We start from the raw sequence: 22,844 nt of genomic DNA on the forward strand, positions 1-22,844 counted from the left end.
AAAGGATGGCAGTTCATGGCAGATCAAGGGGGAGTTATCCCTTTTGTAGCCAAACCCTGCGTACGCGGACCGTCACAGCAGGTACGTTCTTGCTCCGCCGGAACACGGCTGCACCAAGAGAGGGCACGGCCATGGCGTCGTCGTCACAGGCATCACGGGCAGTTCCCAACCTCGCCTTCCGCGGGCTGCGCGGGCAGCGCTCGCCGGGGGAGTTCGCGGCGGCGGTACGCAAGGCCGCTCGAGAGATCGGCGAGCAGGTCTCGTGCGACGCCCGCTACATCGGGCGCGTCGAGGCCGGCGAGATCCGCTGTCCGAACTACGCGTACGAGCGCGTGTTCCTGCACATGTTCCCCGGCCTGACGCTGTCGGACCTGGGGTTCACGGCGCGGGAGCGGGTGCGGGGCGGTCGGGTGGGGTTGCCCGAACCGGCGGGTCCTTTCTACGAGTTCGACAGCACCACCGACAGCAACGAGGAGAGCGACGTGCTGCGTCGCGCATTCATGACGAGCGGCTCAGCCACGGTGGCGGCCGCGTCCTTCGGGCTGGGGCTCGGCTCTGTGCCCGGTTCCGGGCCCGGAACCGTGCCCGCACAGCGGCGAGTCGGCGAAGCCGAGGTGAGCGCCGTCGAGGAGGCGGTACGGCGGATCCGGCTGCTCGACGACCGGCACGGCGCCGACGGGCTCTACCAGCGGGCCGCGCAGCCGTTGCGGGCGGCGTACGCACTGCTCGACGCGGGGACCACGGCCCGCGCCTCGACCGCGGACCGGCTGCACGCGGGGGCGGGTGAACTCGCCATCTCCGTGGGCTGGCTGGCGCACGACTCGGGCCGCTTCGACGATGCGCGCTCGCACTACGCGGAGGCGCTGGCGACGGCGCGGGTGGCGGGTGACCCGGCGCTGGAGGCGCACGCGTTCTGCAATACGTCGTTCCTGGCGCGGGACGCGGGGCGGCACCGGGAGGCGGTGCGCTCGGCGCAGGCGGGACTGCGGGCGGCGCGCCGGCTGGGCTCGCCGCGGCTGCTGTCACTGCTCACGCTGCGGGAGGCCGGCGGGTGGGCGGGGCTGGGGGACCGTACGAGCTGCGAGCAGTCGCTCGGGCGGGCGCATGCGTACTTCGACCGGGGTGCGGTGGATGCGGACCCGGAGTGGATGTCGTTCTTCGGGGAGCCGGAGCTGGAGGCGCTGCAGGCGCAGTGCTGGGCGGCGCTGGGGGAATGGCCGCGGGCGGCGCGGCACGCGCGGAGGGCGACGGTGCTCCAGGACGGGCGCTTCGCCCGGAACCTGGCGCTGTACCAGGCTGAACTGGCGGCGAACCTGGCCCGAGCGGGAGCCCCGGACGAGGCGGCGGAGGCGGGCCACCAGGTGCTGGACCTGCTGACGGGGGTCCAGTCGTCGCGCATCCAGCTGATGCTGTCGGACACGGCGAGGGTGCTGCTGCCGCAGCGGAGGGCGGGCGGCGTGGCGTTCTTCCTGGACCGCTACGCGGGCGCAGTCCGAAGGGCGTAGCACGTACTCACCCGGTCATGTGGTCTGCGTGGGCCGGGGGGCGTTGGTGGTTGCTGTCCGTGGGTGGTTTCCACCGGCGAACCGGGGACCCGCACGCGCAAGACAGGGCACCCCAGAGCGCGGGTCTTGCCGAGCCCGGTCCGGGGCCGTGCAGGGTCGGCCCGGAGGGGCACCGGAACCCGCACCGGACAAGACCCCGCACCACAGCGCACGGCACACCGCCGGAGGCCATCGCGCAGCTGAACGCGGGGCAACCTCCGGGACGATCTCAGCGTCCTCGTACAGGGCCGGGACCCGCCGACAGGGCGCCTTCCCATACACCGTACGGTTGACCGGTGGCCGATGGCTGCCTGAACCCACATGGAGAAACGTTCGGATGCCGTACACCGCGCCCCTCCATCGGCCCCGCTGGTGGACCGAGCTGACGCTGATCGCTGTGGTCTACGCCGCGTACTCGGCCGGACGGCTCCTCGCGCGCGGCGATGTGACGACCGCGGTCGACCACGGCACGGCGATACTCCGGGCCGAGAAGGCACTATTCCTCAACGCCGAGCACCCGCTCAACCGGCTCTTCAGCGACACCCCGGCCCTCGGCATACCCGCCGACTTCGCGTACGCCTCCCTGCACTATCTGCTCACCCCGGTCATCCTGGTCTGGCTCTTCCGGCGCCGCCCCGCCGGCTACCGGGCCGCCCGCACCTGGCTGATGCTCTCCACCCTCCTCGGACTCGTCGGCTTCACGCTGATGCCGACCTGCCCGCCGCGGCTGCTGGACGCGGGGTACGGCTTCGTCGACACGATGGCGCAGTACAGCTCGTACGGCTGGTGGGGCGGCGAGGCGAGCGCGCCGCGCGGGCTCGGCGGGATGACCAATCAGTACGCGGCGATGCCGAGCCTCCACGTCGGCTGGGCCCTGTGGTGCGGCGTGATGCTGTGGCGCCACGGCCGTACGCCGCTGATGAAGGCCCTCGCCATCACCTACCCGCTGCTCACCACGCTCGTCGTGATGGGCACCGCGAACCACTACTTCCTGGACGCGGTCGCCGGCGTGGCCGTGATGGGTCTCGGCGCGCTGCTGACGCGGCCCGCGATGCGCCTCGCCGACCGTGTGCGTACTCGCTTCACATCCGCCCCTTCCGGCTCGAAGTCCCCGATTGTCAGTGCCGGATGCGAGACTTCCGCGGGTGAGCGAATCCCTGGACAGCGGACCACCTCCGCAGGCGCCGACGACAGCACTCCGGCAGCGGCTCGCTGAGCTGCGCGGACCTGCCGCCCAGCCCCATCCGCTCGACGCCCGCGCGCTGGCCGCTCTCGCCGCCAACCCGGGCTGCGAGCGGCGCGCGCTGCTGGACGGCGCCGGGGTGAACAAGGCCGGGCTGGCGTCCGCGCTGGGGTCTGCGGCGGCGTTCGGGCAGTCGCAGTTCGCGTTCATACGGGGCAATGCCTTCGAGGCGAAGGTCAAGGCCGACGGCGGTACGGAGCTGCTGCGGCTGCTGGGTGTGGAGACGTCCGCGCAGGTCCGGGTCCCGGATCTGAGCGCGGCCGGTCCCGAGGGCCGCGCGGCTCGTACGGCGCTGGCGCTGCGGGACGCGACAGCGGCCGGAGCCTGGACGCTGCTCGACCACCCGATGCTGGCGCTGGAGGTCGCGGGCTCCCCCGCCTATCTGGAGCCCGACGCGGTCGTCGTGCACCCCGACGGCCGGTGGACGGTCGTCGAGATCAAGTCCTTCCCGATGATCGACGCCTCGGCGGACGCGGCGAAGGTGGGCGCGGCCGCCCGCCAGGCCGGGGTGTACGTGCTGGCGCTGGAGCGGGTCGCCGCGCTGACGGACGGCGCGGAGGTGGCGCACAGCATCCTGCTGGTCTGCCCCAAGGACTTCTCGAATCTGCCGACCGCGTCCGTCGTGGACGTACGCAAGCAGTTGTCAGTGACCCGCCGCCAGCTGACCCGGCTGACCCGGATCGAGGACATCGCCGCCGCGCTGCCCGAGGGCACGACCTTCGATCTGGAGCGCCCGGCCGATGAGCTGACGGCGGCGGTCGAATCGGTGTCCGCGGCGTACGCCCCCGAGTGCCTTGCCGCTTGCGAGCTGGCCTTCCACTGCCGGGAGCGGGCTCGCGACGCGGGCGCGGTGGAGGCGCTGGGCCGGGGCGTGCGCGGCGAGTTGGGCGGGCTGACGACGATCGGCGAAGTCCTGGCGGCAGCGCGCGGCGCGGCGGGTGATCCGGACGATCCGGCGGTCGCCGCCCTGCGCCGGGCCTCGGCACTGCGGGCCGAGGCGCTGGAGGGGGCCGGATGTCGCTGATCTCCACCCTCGCCCGGCTGGAGGCCGTGGAGTCGGGGCGCGCGACACCGCTGGCGACCGTGCGGCACCGGCATCTGTCCGAGCGGCCGCTGGTCCTCGTACCGCTGACGACGGCCGGTGAGGCCGGGGCGCCGCTGGGCGCGCTGGTCGGCACCGACGAGAAGGAGCCGCGGCTGCTGGTCGTGGCGCAGCCGCGCGACCGCGATCTGCGGTTCACCTTCCTGGCGGAGCTGGCCGATGCCGTGCTGCCGCACCTGGACGCGTATGCCGACGATGTCGAGCCCGCCGAGCGCAACGAGACCGACCCGGAGACCGGCAAGCGGGTCAAGGTCGAGGTCGAACTGTGCGCGGACGCCCCGCAGTTGATCGTGCCGGGGCGGGCGGGCATCGACTTCGTACGGCTCCTCGGCCGGTCCATGCGGTTCCGCCGTACGGCCGAGCAGGACCCGGACACGCCCTACCCCGCGCCGCCGCGCGTCCCGCTGCTCGGCCGCTGGCTGACGCACTACGGCGAGCGCGCCCGCGTGCCCGGCTCCTCGCTGCTGCTCGCCGCGACCGATCTGCTGGGCCGGCACTGGGCGAGCGGCCAGTCCTCGCTGGAGGACCAGCATTTGGGGGCCCTGCTCGCCTGGATCGCTCCCCCCGAGGGAGAGTCGGGCGCGGAGGCGGCGCTACGGGCGGAGCTGGCGCGGGACCGGGCCGGGCAGCTGCTCTGCCCGCCGGCCGGTCCCGCCACCGACCCGGCCTTCGACAACAGGCTGCTGGCCCCGGCCGTCGAGCGCTACGACCGGGCCCGCCAGGCCCTGTCGGCCGCCGAGGACGGGGCGACGGCGGACGCGCGGCTGGGTGAACTGACCGTCGCGGAGCGGGAGATCCGCCGGCTGCTGCTGACCCAGATGCAGCCCACCTGGCACGCGGTGTGGCGGAGCCTGGAGCTGATGAGGTCGCTGCCGGAGGGTTCCCGGGCGGCCGACCGCTGGACGCGCGACCGCTGGTCGTTCACCGCGCACCGCGATCGCGTACGGGCCGGGGAGCCGCCGCAGCCCCGCCGGGACGACGCGGTGACGGCCGCGCAGAAGCTCGCGTCCCGCGAGACGGCCCAGACGCAGCTCGAGGCCCAGGAGGCGCTGGACGATCCGCTGGTGCTTGCGGGACGCAGGCTCGCGGGCGAGGCGTTCACGAGTGAGGTGGCCGAGGTCGTGATGGCCTGGTCCGACTCGAAGCGGCCGAGCCCCCGCCCCCTGGTGACCGTCCGCACGGACGACCGCCCGCATCTGGGCGAGCGGGCGAAGGTGTACCGCTCGCTGGACGGCAAGCCGCAGACGGCTGAGTTCGTACGGTACGAGTCGGACGGCGTGCTGGTGCTGCGGCTCACCGACCGCATGGGCCGGTCCAGGGACCCGGCGGAAGGCTCCGTACCGGACAAGGGCGAGCGGATCGCGTGGACCCTCTTCGAGCACGACCAGCGGGGCGGCCCGAAGCTGCCGGACCCGGAGGAAACCCCCTGGACCCACGGCGGCCCCCCGGGCGCGGCCGCGGAGAGCCCGGACCCCGTGACCCCGGAGGACATTCTGTGAGCGGGCCCGCCTTCGACCCGTCCGCCGAGGCCGCGCGGGCCACCGACGCGATCCTCGCCGACACGCTGCACGGGACGCACCGCGGTGTCGTCGTGGACTCGCCGCCCGGCGCGGGCAAGTCCACACTCGTGGTGCACGCGGCCCGTGAACTGGCCGCGGCCGGGCGGCCGTTGATGGTCATCGCACAGACCAACGCGCAGGTCGACGACCTCGTGGTCCGGCTCGCCGAGAAGGAGCCCGACCTGCCGGTCGGGCGGCTGCACAGCAACGACTCCGACCCGTACGACAAGGCGCTCGACGAGCTCGACAACGTACGCAAGTCCGCGAAGGCCGGGGATCTCGCGGGCCTGGACATCGTCATCTCGACGGCCGCGAAGTGGGCGCATGTGCAGGGCGTGGAGCCGTGGCGGCACGCCATCGTCGACGAGGCGTACCAGATGCGGTCCGACGCGCTGCTCGCCGTCGCCGGGCTCTTCGAACGGGCACTGTTCGTGGGCGACCCGGGCCAGCTGGACCCGTTCTCGATCGTGGGCGCGGACCAGTGGGCGGGGCTTTCGTACGACCCGTCCGCGAGCGCGGTCTCGACGCTGCTCGCGCACAACCCGGAGCTGCCGCAGCACCGGCTGCCGGTCTCGTGGCGGCTCCCGGCGTCGGCCGCGCCGCTGGTCTCGGACGCGTTCTACCCGTACACGCCCTTCCGCAGCGGTACGGGCCCGGCCGACCGTCGGCTCACCTTCGGGGTGCCGTCGGACGGCTCGGGGCCGGACCGGGTGCTGGACGAGGCGGCGGATTCGGGGTGGGGGCTGCTGGAGCTGCCCGCCCGCCACACGCCCCGTACGGACCCGGAGGCGGTTCGGGCGGTGGCCCTGGTGGTCCGCCGGCTGCTGGACCGCGGCGGCGCGGCGGTCTCGGAGCGCTCGCCGCACCCGGTCCCGGTGACCGCCGACCGGATCGCGGTCGGCACGGCCCACCGGGACCAGGCGGCGGCGGTGCGGGCGGCGCTGGCGGAGGTGGGCGTCGCGGATGTCACGGTGGACACGGCGAACCGGCTCCAGGGCCGGGAGTTCGACGTCACGGTGGTGCTCCACCCGCTGTCGGGCCGCCCGGACGCGACGGCGTTCCACCTGGAGACGGGCCGCCTGTGCGTGCTGGCCTCGCGTCACCGGCAGGCATGCATCGTGGTGTGCCGGGCGGGCGTCACGGACCTGCTGGACGAACACCCCTCGACGGAGCCGGTCCAACTGGGCGTCGCGGTGAAGTTCCCGGACGGCTGGGAGGCGAACCACGCGGTTCTGGCACATCTGGCCGAGCACCGGGTGGCCTGGCGCCCGTGAGTCCGGCCCCCGCATGCCCGCCCGGCCCTTGCTGGAGCTCCGCCCCGGACCCCGGCTCTCAATCTTCCCCGGACGTCGTCCGGGGAGACCGCCACGGGCTGGAAAGCAGGCCCTCTTGCGGGGACCGGGAGAATGGACGGTGGCCACGGCCGTCGGACGGAGTCCGGCCGGCCGCCCGAAGCCTGCGAAGCAGTGCGAGGGTGGCCACGGGAAGAGGTCGATGGACGGTGGCCACGGGCTCCGGGCAGGGCCCCGGCCAGCAGCGCGAGCGACGAACGGCGGACCCGATCAGCGGCCGCATCTGTGCGAGGAGGAGAACCACATGGCGGATCCCGAGCGGACCGAGCGAAGGCTGCGACCCGCGCCGCTGCTCTTCGAGCCGTCGGAGGCTGCCGCCGACCCCGAGCACTTCTTCGACCTGGAGTCCATCGAGGACCCCCGGGAGCTGCTGGCGCGCGCCACGGAACTGACCCTGGCGTTCCGCGCGGCGACCGACCGCGCGGTGGAGTTCCAGGCGGCTGCGGCCGCCCAGCTCGCGGACCCGCGGCGGTTCGACCGGCTCACGCCCGCGGATATCGCCCAGCGGGCGGAGTGGACCGAGGACTACGCGAAGAAGATGATCGAGTTCGGCCGCGACCTCCTCCGCAACAACACCCCGTAGGCGGCCCGCCCCAAGGGCACACCCAGGTCACCATCGCGACTGGCATATGCCGGGGTGCAAGATACCCCTCACCGCCCCACCCTGTCCCGGTTTTCGGCAACCCTCGGAAACCGAAGCGTCACTCCGGGTAGATCTTGTGTCATGAGCGCATGGCCGCGAGACGACTCCCTGCTGGATTCCGGCGCCGGTGACAACGAGCGCCGTACGGACATCTTCGCCCTGCTCCGGGGGGAGGGCCGCCATCACGTCGCGCAGGTCACCGCGCCCGGCGCCCGTTGGCTCGCGTCCGCAGGCGTGTATCCCCGCTCGATGCTCGCTCACTGGGAGACCTGCCCCAGCGCCCCCGTCGTGCTGCCCTGCGGGTCCGTCTTCGACGTCGTGAATGTGCCCGCGATCTTCGGCCGGCGGATGCTCGACCGGCTGTGGGAGGAGGGGCCCGGATCCGGGCCCGTCGCGATGTACCGCGGCCGGATGATGCTCTTCACCGCCCCCGGCAGCGCGCGGCGCCTCCCGTCCCTGCTCGACTGGGAGGAGTGGGGCGACGCCGTACCGCCGATGCTCTGTCACGGCATCGGCGACGCGGTCACCATTCCGCCGCTGGCCCAGGGCGACGCCCCCTCCGGGCCGCGCTGGCTGGTGGCCCCGGACACCCGGCATCCCTGGCTGCCGGGGCCCGAGGTGCTGATCTGGGCGTGCGTGCGCGCGGCCCGTTCGGCCGCCTCTCCCAGTGTCCGTATATCGATTTTTCCTCCCGCCGATCAGGATGCTAAGGTCTACGACGTCAGCAGGCGCCGCTAGCTCAGTTGGTTAGAGCAGCTGACTCTTAATCAGCGGGTCCGGGGTTCGAGTCCCTGGCGGCGCACAGACGGAAAAGGCCCCTCGTGAGAGCGAGGGGCCTTTTCGTGCGCCCGCACTTTCGTACGCCGGACCGCACCGCACGGCACCGGACCGCACCGGACCGCACCGCCGCCCTACGCGGTGGTGATCTTCACCGTCCACGCGCCCGTCCGCGTCCGGTCCCGCACCTCCACCCTCGTCCGCTCCCCCGGCGCCCCCGGCGTCGTGAACGTCTCGCCGACCACCAGCGGCGCGTCCGCGAGCGGCGGGTACACCGACTCGTCCCAGCACGCCTCACTGTCGGGGTGGGTGTCCAACACCTCGATCGGGCCGCTGCCCGATGCCGTCTCGGCCCGGACGCGGTACAGCAGCACACCCTCCGTACAGGTCGACTCGTCGTTGCCGGTCGAAGCACGCGCCTCGATCGCGAGAGCCGTGTCCTCCCCGGTCCTGACGACCGCCAGCCGCGTGCCGAGGCTCCCGCCGGGCGAGGGCGCCGCCGCCACCGGCTCCAGGGTGATCAGCTCCGTCTTCTGCACGCAGCGCACAGCCGCCCGGTCCAGCCAGCCCAGCTTCCACTTGTGCCAGGCGAAGAGATCGGGCGAGAGCCCGAACTGGCTGCCCATCACATCCCAGTCCCCGACGTAGGTGTCCCAGTCGCCCTTGCCGTCCGCCGGCCGGTGGTAGAGGTCCGCCAGGTCGAAGACATGCCCGGTCTCGTGGGCGAGCACATTGCGGTCCGGCGGATGGCGCTCGAAGACGGTGACGACCCGTTTGATGTCGGTGCCGTCGGCCGTCAGCGGCCGGTCGAGGTTGACGACCTTCGTCGCATCCGCGTCGACGCCGGACGCGTCCGGGTCGGCGACCAGATAGACGATGTCGTAGCGGGAGAAGTCGACCGCCGGGTCGGCCGCGGTGACCGCGTCGCGCAGATACGCGCCGCGCCGCGCGGAGTCCCAGTCCCGCCTTATCCCGTACGCGGTGGAGGCCTTGGGCATCGGCACCCACTGGCGCTGGGGATGCGGGCGCAGCGCGAACTTTCCGTACGAGGCGCGCTCGAAGAACCGGCTGGTGGCGGGGAAGTGGTCGGCCGCGAGCTCGTCCGGCGAGTTCCTCGGTACGGAGTCCGGGAACGACAGGAAGATCATCACCGCGTCCAGGTTCCGGTCCGGGCGCGGGTAGGCGGAGTTCCAGGAGTCGACGCCCAGGGAGTGGTGGGCGGGGGTGCGGGGCAGCGCGCAGGGACCCGCCGATGTCGACGCGACCGCGGGGCCGGCCACGAGGCCCGTGGCGGCGAGCGCCACGAGGGAGGTGAGGGCGGCCGCGGCGCTGCGCAGGCGCGCACGTTCCACTCCCCCGGCCACTCCCACGGGTGTTCCCTCGGGTGAGTGCTGACCCTCCACGTGGACCTCCGGCTGCGGAATGCGGGACATCTCACCCACCCTGTGTTGCTTTGGGGTGGTACGCCCTGTCCGACTGCCCCAGTCGGGTGACCGACCCGACACCGGGCCGACACCGACCCGAGACCCGCCGACACTCCGATGGCTCACGGAACGTCACATTCGGTCAGGGCGGAGTCGACCCCCGCCAAGACCTGTGCAGAAACGATCGGCCGTGGCCCGCGGATGGCCTGCCTCGTGACGGCGTCGCTGGAACGGCCCACGCGCCTGCCCCTATGATCGGCTCACTTTCCCCGACTTTCTTGTCCGACCTCTTCCCGACCACATCTGTACGACCCTGTACGACACACAACTGCACTGCGGGAGCGAGCGGTGAGTGGAACCTCCGAAGGAACAGGGCCGGCGGGAGTCGCAGTCCCCGGTAGCACGCGGCCGCCGGTCACAGAGCGTCACGACGTCGGCCGGTCCGTCGCCGAACTGCGCGACTACCGGGCCGCGTTCAGCGCCGCGCATCTCGCGATGGCCGTCGTCGACCACGAGGGCGTCGTGGTCACAGCCAACGAGGCCTTCGCGACGCTGCTCGGCACCGAGCCGGTGGCCCTGCTGGATCAGCACGCGGCCGATCTCGTCGACCTCGCATCGGACGGCCGCACCTGGCACGCGTACCGCGAAGTGCTGCGCGGCCGCCGCTCCCGGTTCCGCTGCACACGGCGGCTCAAGCACCCGGACGGGCGCACGCTGTGGGCGGAGGTCACCGTCGCGCCCGTGCCGGACAGCCGCAATGTGATGCTCTCCATCGCGGACATCAGTGACCGCCGCGAACTGCACGCGCGGCTGCGGCATCTGCAGATGCACGACCCGGTGACGCGGCTGCCCAACCGCACGCTCTTCTTCGAGCGGCTCTCGGCGGCGCTGGAGTCATCGGCGTACGACCATGGCTCCACCGGGCGGATCGGCCTCTGCTACCTGGATCTCGACGGCTTCAAGGCGGTCAACGACACCCTCGGGCACCGGGTCGGCGACCGGCTGCTCGCCGCCGTCGCCACCCGGCTGACCGAGTGCGCCGACAGCGACGGCCACACGCGCAGCGGCGGCCATCTGGTCGCCAGGCTCGGCGGCGACGAGTTCGCGATCCTGGTCGAGGACTCCACCGGTACGGAACAGCTCGCCGATCTCGCCAGGTCCGTACTTGCCGCGCTCCAGCAGCCGTTCGACCTGGCCGGGCAGCGGCTTTCGGTCTCGGCGTCGATCGGGGTCGTGGAGCGGGCCGTCGCCGGGACGAGCGCGACGGGGCTGATGCAGGCCGCGGACACCACGCTGTACTGGGCGAAGGCGGACGGCAAGGCCCGCTGGACCCTGTTCGACCCCGAGCGCAACGCGCACCGGATGACCCGTCAGGCGCTGTCCTCCACGCTCCGCCCCGCCGTGGATCGCGGGGAGTTCGCGCTGGAGTACCAGCCGCTGGTGGGGATGGCGGACGGGGTCACGCGGGGCGTTGAGGCGCTGGTGCGCTGGAACCACCCGCAGTTCGGCACGCTCGCGCCGAATCGGTTCATCGCGATCGCGGAGGAGGACGGCTCGATCGTGCAGCTCGGGCGGTGGGTGCTGCGTACGGCGTGCCGCCAGGCCCGCCAGTGGCAGAAGGACCACCCGGACGCCCCGCCGCTGTTCGTGAGCGTCAACGTCGCCGTACGGCAGGTCTGGGACTCCGACCTGGTGGCGGATGTGGCCGGGATCCTGGCGGAGACGGGTCTCGCGCCGCGTCTGCTGCAGTTGGAGCTCACCGAGTCCGCGGTGATGGGCTCGGCGGGCCGCCCGCTCCAGGCACTCCAGGAGCTGAGCGACATGGGTGTGCGGATCGCGATCGACGACTTCGGGACCGGGTACTCGAACCTGGCGTATCTGAGCCGGCTGCCGGTATCCGTGCTGAAGCTCGACGGATCGTTTGTCCGCGGCTTCCAGGACGAGGCGCACCCGAACCCGGCGGACGAGACGATCGTGCAGGCGATGGTCGAACTGGCGCACCGGCTGGGCCTGACGGTCACGGCGGAGTGCGTGGAAACGGCGGGACAGGCGTCGCGGCTGCGGCGGATCGGATGCGATACGGGGCAGGGCTGGCTGTACTCGCGGGCGGTGGCGCCGGAGCGGATCGCGGAGCTGATCGTACGGCCTTCGGCCGTGTCCTCAATCGCCGGACGGGCTTGAGTTGCCGGCTGCGGCAGGCAACTCAAGCCTCGCCGGCGATTGAGGCGCGGGGGCCGGGGCGGCGCCCCGGGTCAGGTCAGCACGCGCCCTGGTCCAGCCACACGCCCCATTCGCCCGTCGTGCCCGGCTCCTCGCCCTGGGTCCACCACTGCGCCTTCCAGGTGTGGCCCTTGTGGGAGACCAGTCCGCCGCCCGTGTAGACCGCGGTGCTGGACCAGGCCGCCGCCGAGCAGCCCGACGGCGGGTCGGACGGGGACGGCGTCGGGTTCGACGGGGACGGCGACGGTGTCGGGTTCGACGGGGACGGCGTCGGAGTCGGCGTCGGGTCCGGGTTGGGCGAGCTGCCCACCGCCGTCACAATGTCGTTGAACAGCGTCGCGTTCGCGTCCAGCCCCAACAGCGAGTACATCATCGCGCCCGCCAGCCCCCGGTTGTGCGCGTAGTCCGCACGGGCCTGGATCGCCCGCTTGTCGAGGCCGGTGAAGAACTCCCCGTCCTTGTAGAAGTACGCCGCCTTCGCCTCGTCGTCCCAGAACGTCGTCGCCGCGTTGTCGACGATCCCGCCGAGCTCCTTGTAGTGCGCGATACCCGCCTGCTGGCTGACCGGGCGGGCGGCCGAGGCGCCGGTGGCGGACTGGGCGAGGCCGTTCCTCGCGCCGGCCGGGACGCCCTTCCAGCCGCGGTAGTAGAACTCGTACCCCAGCGTCAGCTTGTTCGCGGGGAAGCCGCCCGCGATGCCGTACGCAGCGTTGCCGTCGAGCCAGGCGTCGATGGCGTTGTCGATCGAGTACTTCTGGGTGCCGGGCGCGATCGGGTCCGTCGGGTCGGAGGCGGGCGAGTACAGCGGCGACTGGTGGTACGTCGGGCCGTCCGCGTCCCAGGCGCCGTGCATGTCGTACGTCATGATGTTCGCGTAGTCGAGGTACGCGCCGATCTTGTCCGTCTCGATGTACTTGATCTTGTCCTGGCCGGCCGGGAGCGCCGCCGTCAGCAGGTACTTCTTGCCGCCGTGCGCGGTGCCGTACTCATCCAGCTGCTTGCGGAACTCGGCCAGCAGAAGGGTGAAGTTGGCCTTGTCCTCGGGTCCGTAGTGATTGCCGAGGTGGCCGTTCGCCGAGCCGGGGTACTCCCAGTCGATGTCGATTCCGTCGAAGATCCCGGCGGCCGCGCCCGCGCCTCCGTAGCCGCCCTCGACCGGCAGGTCGCCCTGGATGTACTGCTTGACGCAGGAGGCGACCAGCTTCTTGCGGCTCGCGTCCGTCTTCGCGGCGTCGTGGAAGAACTTCGAGTAGGTCCAGCCGCCCAGCGAGATATTGATCTTCAGCTGGGGGTACTTCGCCTTCAGCTCCTTGAACTGGTTGAAGACGCCCACGATCGGCTGGTTCCAGGTGTCGGCGACGCCGTCGACGCTGTCCGCCGCCACGAAGGACTTCTGGTAGTCGGCGTACGAATCGCCCGCGCCGTCACCCGCGTTGGGGTTGGCGTCGTCGCCCGCGGCCTTGTTCGCCTCGAAGCAGGTCAGGTCGGTGGGGTGGATATTGCCGAACGAGTAGTTGATGACGTCGACCTTGCCCGCGATGCCCCGGGTGTCCAGGTGCTTGGGGTAGAACGCGTTGCCGTACACGCTCCACTGGTCGTAGTACGCGATCTTCACCCCGCCGGTGGAGGCGGCTGCGGTGGTGAGGTCGTCGGCCGGGCCGGCGGCCGTGCCGAGGCCTGCGAATCCGGCCAGGGCGCCGGCGGCGAGCGCCGCGGTCGTCAGGGCCGCGAGCAAGGGTCTGCGGGAGCGCACGTGCTGCCTCCGAGGGGGGTGTGCTTAACGGGAGTTGGAGTAGAGATAGCGATCCGGCCACTTCCGCGTCAATGGTCTGATCCAAAGAAGGACTAGACCAATTCTGACAAGAAACCGCTTGTCAGACGCACACCCCGGCATGCAGAACCGCTCGCCACCATCGGTGACGAGCGGTTTAAGACCCCTTTAAGGGCTCCCGGACAGGCAGTTCAGGAATGAACCACTCCACCCGGCAGTTCGTACGCGTCGGCGATCAGTTCGTACGAGCGCAGCCGTTCACCGCCGCCGTGCGCATTGGCCGTGATCATCAACTCGTCGGCGCCGGTGCGCTTCTGGAGGTCGTCCAGACCCGTACGCACCGCGTCCGGGGTGCCATGGATGACATTCGACAGCCAGCTGTCCACGAACTCCTGCTCCATGGAGCTGAATTCGTACGCCGCCGCCTCCTCGGGCGTGGGGATGAGACCGGGACGGCCCGTGCGGAGCCGGACCATCGACAGCGCGCCCGTCAGCACCTGGCGGCGGGCCTCCTTCTCGTCGTCACAGGCGAGCGCGGAGACACCGATCACCGCGTACGGGGCGTCCAGGATCCCCGAGGGGCGGAAGGAGTCGCGGTAGAGGTCGAGGGCCGGGATGGTGTTCTGCGCCGAGAAGTGGTGTGCGAATGCGAACGGCAGCCCGAGCACACCGGCCAGCCGGGCGCTGAAGCCGGAGGAGCCGAGCAGCCAGACCGGCGGGCGGGCCGAGGGACCCTGGACCGGGCCGGGGACGGCGTGGATACGGGCGTAGGCATGCCCGTCGGGGAAGTCGTCGTCCAGGAAGCGGGTCAGTTCGGCGAGCTGCTGCGGGAAGTCGTCCGCGCCCTCGTTGAGCCTGTCCGTGCGCCGCAAGGCGGCGGCCGTCGCGCCGTCGGTGCCGGGCGCACGGCCGAGGCCCAGGTCGACCCGGCCCGGGGCGAGCGCCTCGAGCGTGCCGAACTGCTCGGCGATCACCAGCGGTGCGTGGTTCGGGAGCATCACGCCGCCGGAGCCGAGGCGGATGCGCTCGGTGTGCGCGGCGAGGTGGGCGAGGATCACGGCCGGCGAGGACGAGGCGACGCCCGGCATGGAGTGGTGCTCGGCCACCCAGTGGCGGTGAAACCCGCGGCTCTCGGCGAGCCGGGCGATGTCGACGCTGGTGCGCAGGGCGTCGGTTGCGGTGCGCCCGCTGCCGACCGTGACCAGATCCAGTACGGACAGGGGTACGGGTGCGGTCCCGATCGCCGTGCCCCGAATCGCGTCGCCCTGCTTCGCGTCGTCCACCGATGCCTCCCGCGCATGAAGATACGTACAGCACAGGCAAACAGGAGGCTCTCTCCGCTTTATTCCCGCGCCGCCCGCCCGCGCGTGGTCATTCGCGCTTCTGGAACAGCGTCCCCAGCTTCGGCCCGTACAGCCACGCCCTGCGCTCCGCCAGCCGCAGCCCCTCCCACACCGTCACCTGGTTCGCGGTGAGGACCGGCTTGCCCAGCATCTCCTCCAGCTCTTGGAGGTACGCCACGGTGTGCAGGGCCGTGTCCGGCAGCAGCACCACCTCCGCGTCCGGGTGGTCGCCCGCGCGCGCCAGTTCCAGCACCTCCGCCCGGCCCCAGGTGCCGACCTCCGCCGCCGTCACGATCCCGGCCGCCCGGCCCGCGACGACGTCGGCCCCGGACGCCTTGAGAAAGGCGGTGAACAGGGCCGTGATGTCGTCCGGGTAGGTCGCGGCGACCGCGACCCGAACCGCGCCCAGCTCCCGTACGGCATGTGCGAACGCGAACGACGTGCTCGACGCGGGCAGTCCCGCCGCCCGCGCGAGCCCGCGGATCTGCTCGTGCGCGCCCTCCCAGCCGTACACAAAACTCCCGCTGGTGCACGCCCACACCACCGACTCCGCTCCCGCCAGCCGCAGCTCCTCCACGCCCGCGGCGAGCCGCTCCGCCGAACCCATCCGCAGCAGTGCGTCGACGCGGTGCGCGTCCTCGCCGATGTCGGTGTGGAAGACGGGCAGTCTGATGTCGCTGTCGAGCAGCACCTCACACCGCGGGTAGTCGCCCTCGGCGGAATGTCCGGGGTAGAGAAGTCCGACCGTCGTCATGTCCAGCCTTCCGGTTCTTCGGGCTGAGCCTGCTGAGCCGCCTGGGCCTGCTGGGCGGGCGGAACCGACGTCGCTTCGTGCTCCGCGACCACCGCGGCCTCCGGCTGCAGCAGCAGCCCCTGGTACGGGCCGACCGCGTGCACCCCGATCCCGCGCAGCGCCGCCCACATCGTCACCTGGTTCGCCGAGAGCACCGGCATCCTCAGTTCGGCCTCCAGCTGGGGGATCGCGTCGTATGTCGGCAGATTCGTGCAGCTGATGAAGAGCGCGTCCGCCGCGCCCACCACCGCCTGCCTGGCCATGTCCACGACCGACCGGTACGGCACCTTCCAGATGTGCCGGGTCAGCCCGAGAAAAGCGCGGCCCGTGACCGTTACCCCAGCTTCTCCCAGATACTCCTCCAATGCCTGGGTCACCGACTCCGTATAGGGCGTGACCAGCGCGATCCGGCCGGCGCCCAGCTCGTCGAGCGCTTCGAGCAGGGCGCCGGACGTGGTCAGGGAAGGCACGTCCCCCGCCGAGCTCATCGCCTCGCACATGGCCCGCTCCCCGGCCAGACCGCCGACGAAACTGCCCGAGGTGCAGGCGTAGGCGACCACCTCGGGCTCGGAGGCGCCCAGGGCCCGTACCGCCTCGCGCAGCGTCTCGTGCTCGCTCACCAGGCGGGCCAGGTCCAGGGAGACCTCGACGGGCACGTAAGGCGTACGGGTCAGACGCAGCGAGACATCGTCGGGGACCCAGCGCCACAGCTCCCGGTCCAGAGCGAAATCGAACGGGGCGACCACTCCGACACCGCGCTGCGGCTGTGGTCCGCCGAGAAAGGAGACATCCATCGCAGGCCCCCTCAGGTCCTGTCCGGTCGATCGTGCCGGGCTCGACCTGACGTGTTGTTGACGACGGTAGGTTCGGGTGCGAGCGTGGTCAATCCGTACATGTCAGACTCCCCCGTATGCCCTTCGGGCACGGGAGGTGCCCCCATCGGAACGGCTTCCGCTTGATGTCTGAACCCACCCTTCTCGTGCTGGCGGCGGACCCCCCGCCGCGCCTCGGCAAACTGACCGGACGGGTCCGCGTCCAGTACGCCGACGAGCAGTCACTCGCCTCTCGACTCCCGTACGCAGACGTCCTGTTGGTGTGGGACTTCACCTCCGACGCGGTCCGTCTCGCCTGGCCTGGCGAGGGTCCGAGACCCCGCTGGGTGCACACCCCGAGCGCGGGAGTGGACCGGCTGCTCTGCCCCGAGCTGGTCGCTTCCGACACGGTGCTCACCAATGCCCGGGGTGTCTTCGAGGAACCGATCGCCGAGTACGTGGCGGGGCTGGTGCTCGCCATGGCGAAGGACCTCCCCGGGACCATGGAGCTCCAGCGGCAGCGGCGCTGGCGCCACCGCGAGGGACTGCGGGTGGCCGGCACCCGGGCGACGGTGGTGGGCGCGGGCCCGATCGGCCGGGCCGTGGCCGGCACGCTGGAGGCGCTCGGTGTCACCGTGGCGGTCGTGGGCCGCACCGAGCGCCCCGGAATCCATGGCGCGCAGGATCTCGATCCGCTGCTCGCCCGCGCCGACTGGGTCGTGTGCGCCGCGCCGCTCACCGACGCGACACGCGGGATGTTCGACGCGCGGCGCTTCGGTCTGATGCAGCCGTCAGCCCGCTTCATCAATGTGGGGCGGGGCCCGCTGGTGCTCGAGGACGATCTCGTCGCCGCGCTGAACAAGCGGTGGATCGCGGGTGCGGCCCTCGATGTCTTCGTCTCCGAGCCGCTCGCGCCCGACAGTGCGCTGTGGGACGTTCCGGGGCTGATCGTCTCGCCGCACATGAGCGGCGACACGGTCGGCTGGCGGGACCGTCTGGGTGAGCAGTTCGTCGATTTGTACGAACTATGGGAGGCCGGAAAGCCGTTCCCGAACGTGGTGGACAAGAAACGTGGGTACGTCCCCATGCATGACGTCTCCGCTGACTGACCTGACCGCACGCCAACTGCTGACCGGCTACGAGAAGGGCGACTTCACCCCCCTCGACGCGACCAGAGCGGCGCTGGACCGGATCGAGACGGTGCAACCGCTGGTCAACGCCTTCGTACGGGTCGATGCCGAGCAGGCACTCGCCCAGGCGACGGCATCCGCCGAGCGGTGGCACAGGAGAGAACCGCAGGGGCTGCTCGACGGGGTGCCCGTGACGGTGAAGGACGTCCTGCTGCAGCGCGGCGCCCCGACCCTGCGCGGCTCCAAGACCGTTGGCACGAGCGGCAGTTGGGACGAGGACGCGCCGTCCATCGCCCGGCTGCGCGCGCACGGCGCGGTCTTCCTCGGCAAAACGACGACGCCCGAGTTCGGCTGGAAGGGGGTCACCGACTCCCCGCTGAACGGGGTGACGCGCAATCCGCACGACCTGGGCCGCACGTCGGGCGGGTCCAGCGGCGGCAGCGCGGCGGCCGTGGCGCTGGGCGCCGGTCCGCTGTCGATCGGCACGGACGGTGGCGGCTCGGTCCGGATCCCGGCGTCCTTCTGCGGGATCTTCGCGCTGAAGCCGACGTACGGACGCGTGCCGCTGTACCCCTCCAGCCCCTTCGGAACGCTGTCCCATGTCGGCCCGATGACCAGGGACGCCGCGGACGCCGCGCTGATGCTGGACGTGATCAGCGGCGAGGACTGGCGGGACTGGTCGCATCTGGGCACGGTGGGCAGCGTCCGCGAGACCCTCAACGACGGGGTGAAGGGGCTGCGCATCGCCTACTCGGCGTCCTTCGGCGGCCAGGTGGCGTTGCAGCCGGCGGTCGCGTCGGCGGTGCGGCGGGCGGTGGGGGCGCTGGCCGGACTCGGCGCGTACATCGAGGAGGCCGATCCCGAGATCGGCAACCCTCTGGAGGCCTTCCACACCCTGTGGTTCAGCGGTGCGGCGCGGCTGGTGCAGCGCGTCGGCGCGGACCAGCGCGCGCTCCTGGACCCGGGGCTGCTCGAGATCGCCGCCATCGGGGAGCGCCGCAGCGCGCTGGAGTATCTGGTGGCCACGGACAACCGGATGGCGCTCGGCCGGCGCATGGGGCGGTTCCACACCTCGTACGACCTGCTGGTCACCCCGACCATGCCGATCACCGCCTTCGAGGCGGGGGTTGAGGTCCCGGCGCACTCGGGGCACCGGCGCTGGACGGGATGGACGCCGTTCACGTACCCCTTCAACATGACGCAGCAGCCCGCCGCGACGGTGCCGTGCGGTGTGGACGAGGACGGGCTGCCGATCGGGGTCCAGCTGATCGGGGCGCGGCATGCGGACGCGCTGGTGCTGCGGGCGGCGCACGCGCTGTACGAATCGGGCGTGGCGGCGATTCCGGCACCCGCGCCGGCGGGGTAACCAGGGGCTCCGCCCCCCGACCCCCGCGCCTCGAAAGCCGGCGAGGCTGAGATCTATCCACCTCGTCGGAAACTGAGGGTCTCGCCCAACGCGCCCGCCCGCCACAGGTCCTGACAGGCCTCGGCCATCAGGTCGAGGCCCTCGACCACCGTCCCCCAGACGATGCCGGGGACCCAGCCGGTGTCGCCGTTGATCAGCAGGTTGTTGCGCTCGTAGAAGAGGGCGAGGTCGACGACGGTACGGCGGCCGTGGTGGGCGGCCTGCTCGCCGTATCCGTACGACGCCGTGCCCAACTGCACATCGGAGAAGGTGAAATAGCAGAGATCACCCGGGATGGGAGTCACCGTCGGGTTCTCCAGCGGTGGCTCCTGCTCGGCGAACGCCGGGAGCAGGGCGTAGATCTCATTACGGGCATACTTCGCGTGGTACACATCCCCGGCGAGGGGCAGCGCGTCCCACACGGCCGCGCAGGTCAGCGGGGCCTTGTCGGCCAGGAGTTTCGCGGTGCAGCGCACACCGCGCTTGTCGAGGGCTACGGTCACGTATCGGTCGGCCATCTCGTACGCATACCCCGCGTGGAGCCGGGTAGCCGCGCGGCCATGGCTCGTACAGGACAACCAGGAACGATACGCAGACGCACACTGCTGCTCGGCACGGCTGCCGCGGGCGCGCTCGGCGCCGCGGGCGCGGCGGGCTGCAGCCGGGTGCCCTCGGGCGACGCCCTGGCCCGGCTCAAGTCCCAGCGCACGGTGCGCCTCGGCATCGCGGGCGAGGTGCCCTACGGCTATGTCGACGACCAGGGCGAGTTCACCGGCGAGGCCCCTGAGCTGGCCCGGGTCATCTTCAAGCGGCTGGGCATCGACACGGTCCAGCCCGTCGCCACCGACTTCGCCTCGCTGATACCGGGGCTCAACTCCCAGCAGTTCGATGTCGTCTCGGCCGGGATGTACATCAACAAGGAGCGCTGCGAGCAGGTCATCTTCGCCGACCCCGAGTACCAGATGCTCGACTCCTTCATCGTGCGCAAGGGCAATCCGAAGAACCTGCACGGTTACGAGGACGTGGTGAAGGCCAAGGCGAAGTTCGCCACCGGCACCGGCTATGCGGAGATCGGCTACGCGGTCGCCGCCGGCTACCGGGAGAAGGACATCGTCATTCTCCAGGACCAGGTGGCGGGGCTGAACGCGGTCGAGTCGGGCCGGGTCGACGTCTTCGCGGGCACCGCGCTGACCACCCGCGAGGTGGTGAAGAAGAGCAGCAGGGCCGAGGCGACCGAGCCGTTCGCGGCCGTCGTCGACGGCGAGAAGAAGATCGACGGCGGGGGCTTCGCCTTCCGCCCCACTGACACAGAGCTGCGTGACGCTTTCAACGTCGAGATCCACAAGATGAAGAAGAGCGGCGAACTCTTCCGCATACTGCGGCCGTTCGGCTTCACACAGAACGAGATGACCACGCTCACTGCCGAGGAGCTGTGCCGATGACAGCCGGACTCTGGCAGAACTGGGTGCTCCCGGGCATCTGGATCACCATCCAACTCCTGGTGTACAGCGCGGCGCTGGCCACGGCCGTCGCCTTCACGGTCGGCATCGCCCGCACCCACAGCTCGCGCGTCGTCCGCTTCCTGGCGGGCTTCTACACCGAGATCTTCCGCGGCATGTCGGCACTGATCCTGATGTTCTGGCTGTTCTTCGTGGTGCCGCCGCTGCTGGGCTGGCAGCTGGTCCCGATGTGGGCCGCGGTGCTCGCGCTCGGCCTGTCCTACGGTGCGTACGGCGCGGAGATCGTGCGCGGCGCGCTGAACTCGGTGGCGCCGGCGCAGCGCGAGGCGGGGGTCGCGCTCAGCTTCACACCGTGGCAGCGGATGCGGCTGATCCTGCTGCCGCAGGCGGTGCCGGAGATGATCCCGCCGTTCTGCAATCTGCTCGTCGAGCTGCTCAAGGGCACAGCGCTGGTGTCGCTGCTGGGCGTGGGTGATGTCTCCTTCGCCGCGTACCTGGTGCGGCTGGCGACCCAGGAGAGCGCGCAGATCTACACGATCAGCCTGGTCATCTACTTCGTGCTCGCGTTCGTGGTGACGCGCTCCATGAAGGCGCTGGAGAGGAAGACCAAGCGGAACATCGGCATCGAGGTTCCGGGTGGCGGCCTCGGCGCCCTGTTCGCCGCGCGAACCGCTGTAACGACCACCTCCGGAGGTGGTGAGAAGTGACCTGGGACTGGTCCGCGGTCGCGGACTTCATGCCGCGCTTCTGGGACGGCGTGTTCATCACGCTGCAGATCCTGGTGCTCGGCTCGCTGATCTCCTTCACGCTCGGCCTGGTCTGGGCGATCGGGTTCAGGGCGCCCACCCGTTTCGTACGGTGGCCGGTGAACGTCGTCACGGAGTTCATCCGCACCACCCCGCTGCTGGTGCAGCTCTTCTTCCTCTACTTCGTACTGCCGGAGTGGGGCGTGCAGTTCTCGGCGCTGACCACCGGCACGATCGCGATCGGGCTGCACTACTCGACGTACACCGCGCAGGTCTACCGGGCCGGCATCGAAGCCGTGCCGGCCGGTCAGTGGGAGGCGGCGAAGGCGCTGAGCCTGCCCGCCCACCGCACCTGGTTCGCGGTGATCCTGCCGCAGGCGATCCGGCGCATCACGCCGGCGCTCGGCAACTACGTCATCGCGATGCTGAAGGACACGCCGCTGCTCGCCGCGATCGGCGTCCTGGAGATGCTGCAGCAGTCCCGGCTGGAGAGCGCGTCAACCTTCCAGTACACCGAACCGCTGACCGTGATCGGCATCGCCTTCATTCTCATCGCCTACCCGGCTTCTCTTCTCGTACGAACCCTGGAGCGCCGCCTTGTCCGCTGACCTCACGCTCGAAAAGCCCCATGAGCTGATCCGCTTCGACAATGTGACGAAGCGCTTCGGCGACAACACCGTGCTGGACGACCTCTGTTTCTCGGTGAAGCCCGGAAAGCACGTCACTCTGATCGGCCCGTCCGGCTCCGGCAAGACGACGATCCTGCGACTGCTGATGACCCTCGAATCGCCCGAAGAGGGCACGATCCGGGTGAACGGCCACCGTCTCTTTCCGGCCGCCGAGAAGGAGCGCCGCGAGGCGCGCAAACACATCGGAATGGTCTTCCAGCAGTTCAACCTGTTCCCGAACATGACCGCCCTGCGGAACATCACCGAGGCGCCGATCCGAGTGCTCGGCCTGTCCAAGGACGAGGCGGAGGAGCGCGCCAAGGGGCTCCTCGATCTGGTGGGCCTCGGCGACCGCTGCGACGCCAGGCCGACGCAGTTGTCGGGCGGCCAGCAGCAGCGGGTGGCGATCGCGAGGGCACTGGCGATGCGGCCGCAGGTCCTCCTCCTTGACGAGGTGACCTCGGCGCTCGACCCTGAACTGGTCGCCGGAGTGCTGGACGTGCTGCGGGACATCGCGCGCTCCACCGACATCACGATGGTCTGCGTGACGCACGAGATGAACTTCGCCCGGGACATCTCGGACGAGGTCCTGATGTTCGACTCCGGGAAGGTCATCGAGTCCGGATCTCCCGAGAAAATCTTCTCCGATCCGGAGCAGACGCGTACTCGCGAGTTTCTCGGCGCGGTGCTCTGACCATTTGATCTGAGTGGCAAGTGTGACGCTGGCATATGCCAGGTGGATGCGCCCCAGCATATGGGGCTGGGGCGCACCATCATTTACGCCAACAGCCGCCCCCCAAACGGCTCTTGCCCGCTATCGTGGTACGGAAGCTTGCGGTCACAACCTGGTAG

General features: G+C 71.1%; 20 protein-coding genes and 1 tRNA gene. 15 read left to right on the forward strand and 6 right to left on the reverse strand.

Annotated elements, in window-relative coordinates; translation table 11 throughout:
- The first annotated feature begins 131 nt into the window (after positions 1-131).
- From SLUN_RS14425 to SLUN_RS14460, 8 genes are all read left to right on the forward strand, one after another.
- Complete coding sequence (locus tag SLUN_RS14425; RefSeq protein WP_108148876.1) at positions 132-1,505, forward strand: NsdA family TPR-like regulatory protein; 1,374 nt, start codon at positions 132-134, stop codon at positions 1,503-1,505.
- A gap of 376 nt (positions 1,506-1,881) precedes the next feature.
- Positions 1,882-2,760 (forward strand): phosphatase PAP2 family protein, encoded by an 879-nt coding sequence (locus SLUN_RS14430; protein WP_108148877.1) that lies wholly within the window; start codon positions 1,882-1,884, stop codon positions 2,758-2,760.
- Positions 2,690-3,811 (forward strand): hypothetical protein, encoded by a 1,122-nt coding sequence (locus SLUN_RS14435; RefSeq protein ID WP_108148878.1) that lies wholly within the window; start codon positions 2,690-2,692, stop codon positions 3,809-3,811. Before SLUN_RS14430 ends, SLUN_RS14435 begins: the two co-directional genes overlap by 71 nt.
- A complete protein-coding gene (locus tag SLUN_RS14440) occupies positions 3,802-5,388 on the forward strand; it encodes a hypothetical protein (RefSeq protein WP_108148879.1) in 1,587 nt (528 codons plus the stop codon). Before SLUN_RS14435 ends, SLUN_RS14440 begins: the two co-directional genes overlap by 10 nt.
- On the forward strand, positions 5,385-6,722 hold the full coding sequence (locus SLUN_RS14445) for an AAA domain-containing protein (RefSeq protein ID WP_108148880.1): 1,338 nt from the start codon (positions 5,385-5,387) through the stop codon (positions 6,720-6,722). The genes SLUN_RS14440 and SLUN_RS14445 overlap by 4 nt, the downstream gene beginning before the upstream one ends.
- Before the next feature lie 322 nt (positions 6,723-7,044).
- Positions 7,045-7,383, forward strand: a complete 339-nt coding sequence (locus SLUN_RS14450; protein ID WP_108148881.1) for a DUF8844 domain-containing protein — start codon at positions 7,045-7,047, stop codon at positions 7,381-7,383.
- A 141-nt stretch (positions 7,384-7,524) separates the two neighbouring features.
- Entirely contained in the window at positions 7,525-8,181 is a 657-nt protein-coding gene (locus tag SLUN_RS14455; protein ID WP_108148882.1) for a bifunctional DNA primase/polymerase, read from the forward strand.
- Positions 8,172-8,245 (forward strand) — tRNA-Lys (locus tag SLUN_RS14460). Before SLUN_RS14455 ends, SLUN_RS14460 begins: the two co-directional genes overlap by 10 nt.
- Before the next feature lie 109 nt (positions 8,246-8,354).
- On the opposite strand, the gene SLUN_RS14465 is transcribed toward SLUN_RS14460, so the two are convergent.
- Positions 8,355-9,653, reverse strand: coding sequence for a M6 family metalloprotease domain-containing protein (locus SLUN_RS14465; RefSeq protein ID WP_108154741.1), 1,299 nt, complete (start codon positions 9,651-9,653; stop codon positions 8,355-8,357).
- Positions 9,654-9,992: 339 nt separating this feature from the next.
- Here SLUN_RS14465 and SLUN_RS14470 point away from each other — a divergent pair, with 339 nt between their 5' ends.
- Positions 9,993-11,825 (forward strand): putative bifunctional diguanylate cyclase/phosphodiesterase, encoded by a 1,833-nt coding sequence (locus tag SLUN_RS14470; protein ID WP_108148883.1) that lies wholly within the window; start codon positions 9,993-9,995, stop codon positions 11,823-11,825.
- A gap of 76 nt (positions 11,826-11,901) precedes the next feature.
- Here the strand turns inward: SLUN_RS14470 and SLUN_RS14475 are convergent, their stop codons facing one another.
- The 4 genes from SLUN_RS14475 to SLUN_RS14490 form a co-directional block, all read right to left on the reverse strand.
- A complete protein-coding gene (locus tag SLUN_RS14475; protein WP_108148884.1) occupies positions 11,902-13,617 on the reverse strand; it encodes a glycosyl hydrolase family 18 protein in 1,716 nt (571 codons plus the stop codon).
- Positions 13,618-13,826: 209 nt separating this feature from the next.
- Positions 13,827-14,918 (reverse strand): LLM class flavin-dependent oxidoreductase, encoded by a 1,092-nt coding sequence (locus SLUN_RS14480; RefSeq protein WP_175313455.1) that lies wholly within the window; start codon positions 14,916-14,918, stop codon positions 13,827-13,829.
- A gap of 88 nt (positions 14,919-15,006) precedes the next feature.
- Positions 15,007-15,732 (reverse strand): maleate cis-trans isomerase family protein, encoded by a 726-nt coding sequence (locus SLUN_RS14485; RefSeq protein WP_108148885.1) that lies wholly within the window; start codon positions 15,730-15,732, stop codon positions 15,007-15,009.
- Positions 15,729-16,565, reverse strand: a complete 837-nt coding sequence (locus tag SLUN_RS14490) for a maleate cis-trans isomerase family protein (protein ID WP_108148886.1) — start codon at positions 16,563-16,565, stop codon at positions 15,729-15,731. The genes SLUN_RS14485 and SLUN_RS14490 overlap by 4 nt, the downstream gene beginning before the upstream one ends.
- A gap of 164 nt (positions 16,566-16,729) precedes the next feature.
- On the opposite strand from SLUN_RS14490, the gene SLUN_RS14495 reads away from it, so the two are divergent.
- Together SLUN_RS14495 and SLUN_RS14500 are read left to right on the forward strand one after the other, a co-directional pair.
- Positions 16,730-17,692, forward strand: coding sequence for a D-2-hydroxyacid dehydrogenase (locus SLUN_RS14495; protein WP_108148887.1), 963 nt, complete (start codon positions 16,730-16,732; stop codon positions 17,690-17,692).
- Entirely contained in the window at positions 17,673-19,079 is a 1,407-nt protein-coding gene (locus SLUN_RS14500; protein ID WP_108148888.1) for an amidase, read from the forward strand. The genes SLUN_RS14495 and SLUN_RS14500 overlap by 20 nt, the downstream gene beginning before the upstream one ends.
- A gap of 53 nt (positions 19,080-19,132) precedes the next feature.
- Here the strand turns inward: SLUN_RS14500 and SLUN_RS14505 are convergent, their stop codons facing one another.
- Positions 19,133-19,636, reverse strand: a complete 504-nt coding sequence (locus tag SLUN_RS14505; RefSeq protein ID WP_108148889.1) for a DUF3830 family protein — start codon at positions 19,634-19,636, stop codon at positions 19,133-19,135.
- A 42-nt stretch (positions 19,637-19,678) separates the two neighbouring features.
- On the opposite strand from SLUN_RS14505, the gene ehuB reads away from it, so the two are divergent.
- Genes ehuB through SLUN_RS14525 form a run of 4 tightly spaced genes read left to right on the forward strand, consistent with a single transcriptional unit; the run spans position 19,679 to position 22,686 of the window.
- The gene (gene ehuB, locus SLUN_RS14510) at positions 19,679-20,560 is read left to right on the forward strand and encodes an ectoine/hydroxyectoine ABC transporter substrate-binding protein EhuB (RefSeq protein ID WP_108148890.1); all 882 of its coding nucleotides are present in this window, start codon (positions 19,679-19,681) and stop codon (positions 20,558-20,560) included.
- Entirely contained in the window at positions 20,557-21,285 is a 729-nt protein-coding gene (gene ehuC, locus SLUN_RS14515) for an ectoine/hydroxyectoine ABC transporter permease subunit EhuC (protein ID WP_108148891.1), read from the forward strand. Before ehuB ends, ehuC begins: the two co-directional genes overlap by 4 nt.
- Positions 21,282-21,932 (forward strand): ectoine/hydroxyectoine ABC transporter permease subunit EhuD, encoded by a 651-nt coding sequence (gene ehuD, locus SLUN_RS14520; RefSeq protein WP_108148892.1) that lies wholly within the window; start codon positions 21,282-21,284, stop codon positions 21,930-21,932. The genes ehuC and ehuD overlap by 4 nt, the downstream gene beginning before the upstream one ends.
- The gene (locus tag SLUN_RS14525; RefSeq protein ID WP_108148893.1) at positions 21,922-22,686 is read left to right on the forward strand and encodes an amino acid ABC transporter ATP-binding protein; all 765 of its coding nucleotides are present in this window, start codon (positions 21,922-21,924) and stop codon (positions 22,684-22,686) included. The genes ehuD and SLUN_RS14525 overlap by 11 nt, the downstream gene beginning before the upstream one ends.
- Positions 22,687-22,844 lie beyond the last annotated feature (158 nt).

This window comes from Streptomyces lunaelactis (assembly GCF_003054555.1).
Lineage (GTDB): Bacteria > Actinomycetota > Actinomycetes > Streptomycetales > Streptomycetaceae > Streptomyces > Streptomyces lunaelactis.

What these genes read in the sequence shown, in the direction of transcription:
- ehuB (WP_108148890.1), top strand. Translation starts at nt 19,679, where the DNA reads ATGGCTCGTACAGGACAACCAGGAACGATACGCAGACGCACACTGCTG.
- SLUN_RS14495 (WP_108148887.1), top strand. Translation starts at nt 16,730, where the DNA reads ATGTCTGAACCCACCCTTCTCGTGCTGGCGGCGGACCCCCCGCCGCGC.
- SLUN_RS14450 (WP_108148881.1), top strand. Translation starts at nt 7,045, where the DNA reads ATGGCGGATCCCGAGCGGACCGAGCGAAGGCTGCGACCCGCGCCGCTG.
- ehuC (WP_108148891.1), top strand. Translation starts at nt 20,557, where the DNA reads ATGACAGCCGGACTCTGGCAGAACTGGGTGCTCCCGGGCATCTGGATC.
- SLUN_RS14425 (WP_108148876.1), top strand. Translation starts at nt 132, where the DNA reads ATGGCGTCGTCGTCACAGGCATCACGGGCAGTTCCCAACCTCGCCTTC.
- SLUN_RS14440 (WP_108148879.1), top strand. Translation starts at nt 3,802, where the DNA reads ATGTCGCTGATCTCCACCCTCGCCCGGCTGGAGGCCGTGGAGTCGGGG.
- SLUN_RS14485 (WP_108148885.1), bottom strand. Translation starts at nt 15,732, where the DNA reads ATGACGACGGTCGGACTTCTCTACCCCGGACATTCCGCCGAGGGCGAC.
- SLUN_RS14465 (WP_108154741.1), bottom strand. Translation starts at nt 9,653, where the DNA reads ATGTCCCGCATTCCGCAGCCGGAGGTCCACGTGGAGGGTCAGCACTCA.
- SLUN_RS14455 (WP_108148882.1), top strand. Translation starts at nt 7,525, where the DNA reads ATGAGCGCATGGCCGCGAGACGACTCCCTGCTGGATTCCGGCGCCGGT.
- SLUN_RS14500 (WP_108148888.1), top strand. Translation starts at nt 17,673, where the DNA reads ATGACGTCTCCGCTGACTGACCTGACCGCACGCCAACTGCTGACCGGC.
- SLUN_RS14505 (WP_108148889.1), bottom strand. Translation starts at nt 19,636, where the DNA reads ATGGCCGACCGATACGTGACCGTAGCCCTCGACAAGCGCGGTGTGCGC.
- SLUN_RS14490 (WP_108148886.1), bottom strand. Translation starts at nt 16,565, where the DNA reads ATGGATGTCTCCTTTCTCGGCGGACCACAGCCGCAGCGCGGTGTCGGA.
- SLUN_RS14430 (WP_108148877.1), top strand. Translation starts at nt 1,882, where the DNA reads ATGCCGTACACCGCGCCCCTCCATCGGCCCCGCTGGTGGACCGAGCTG.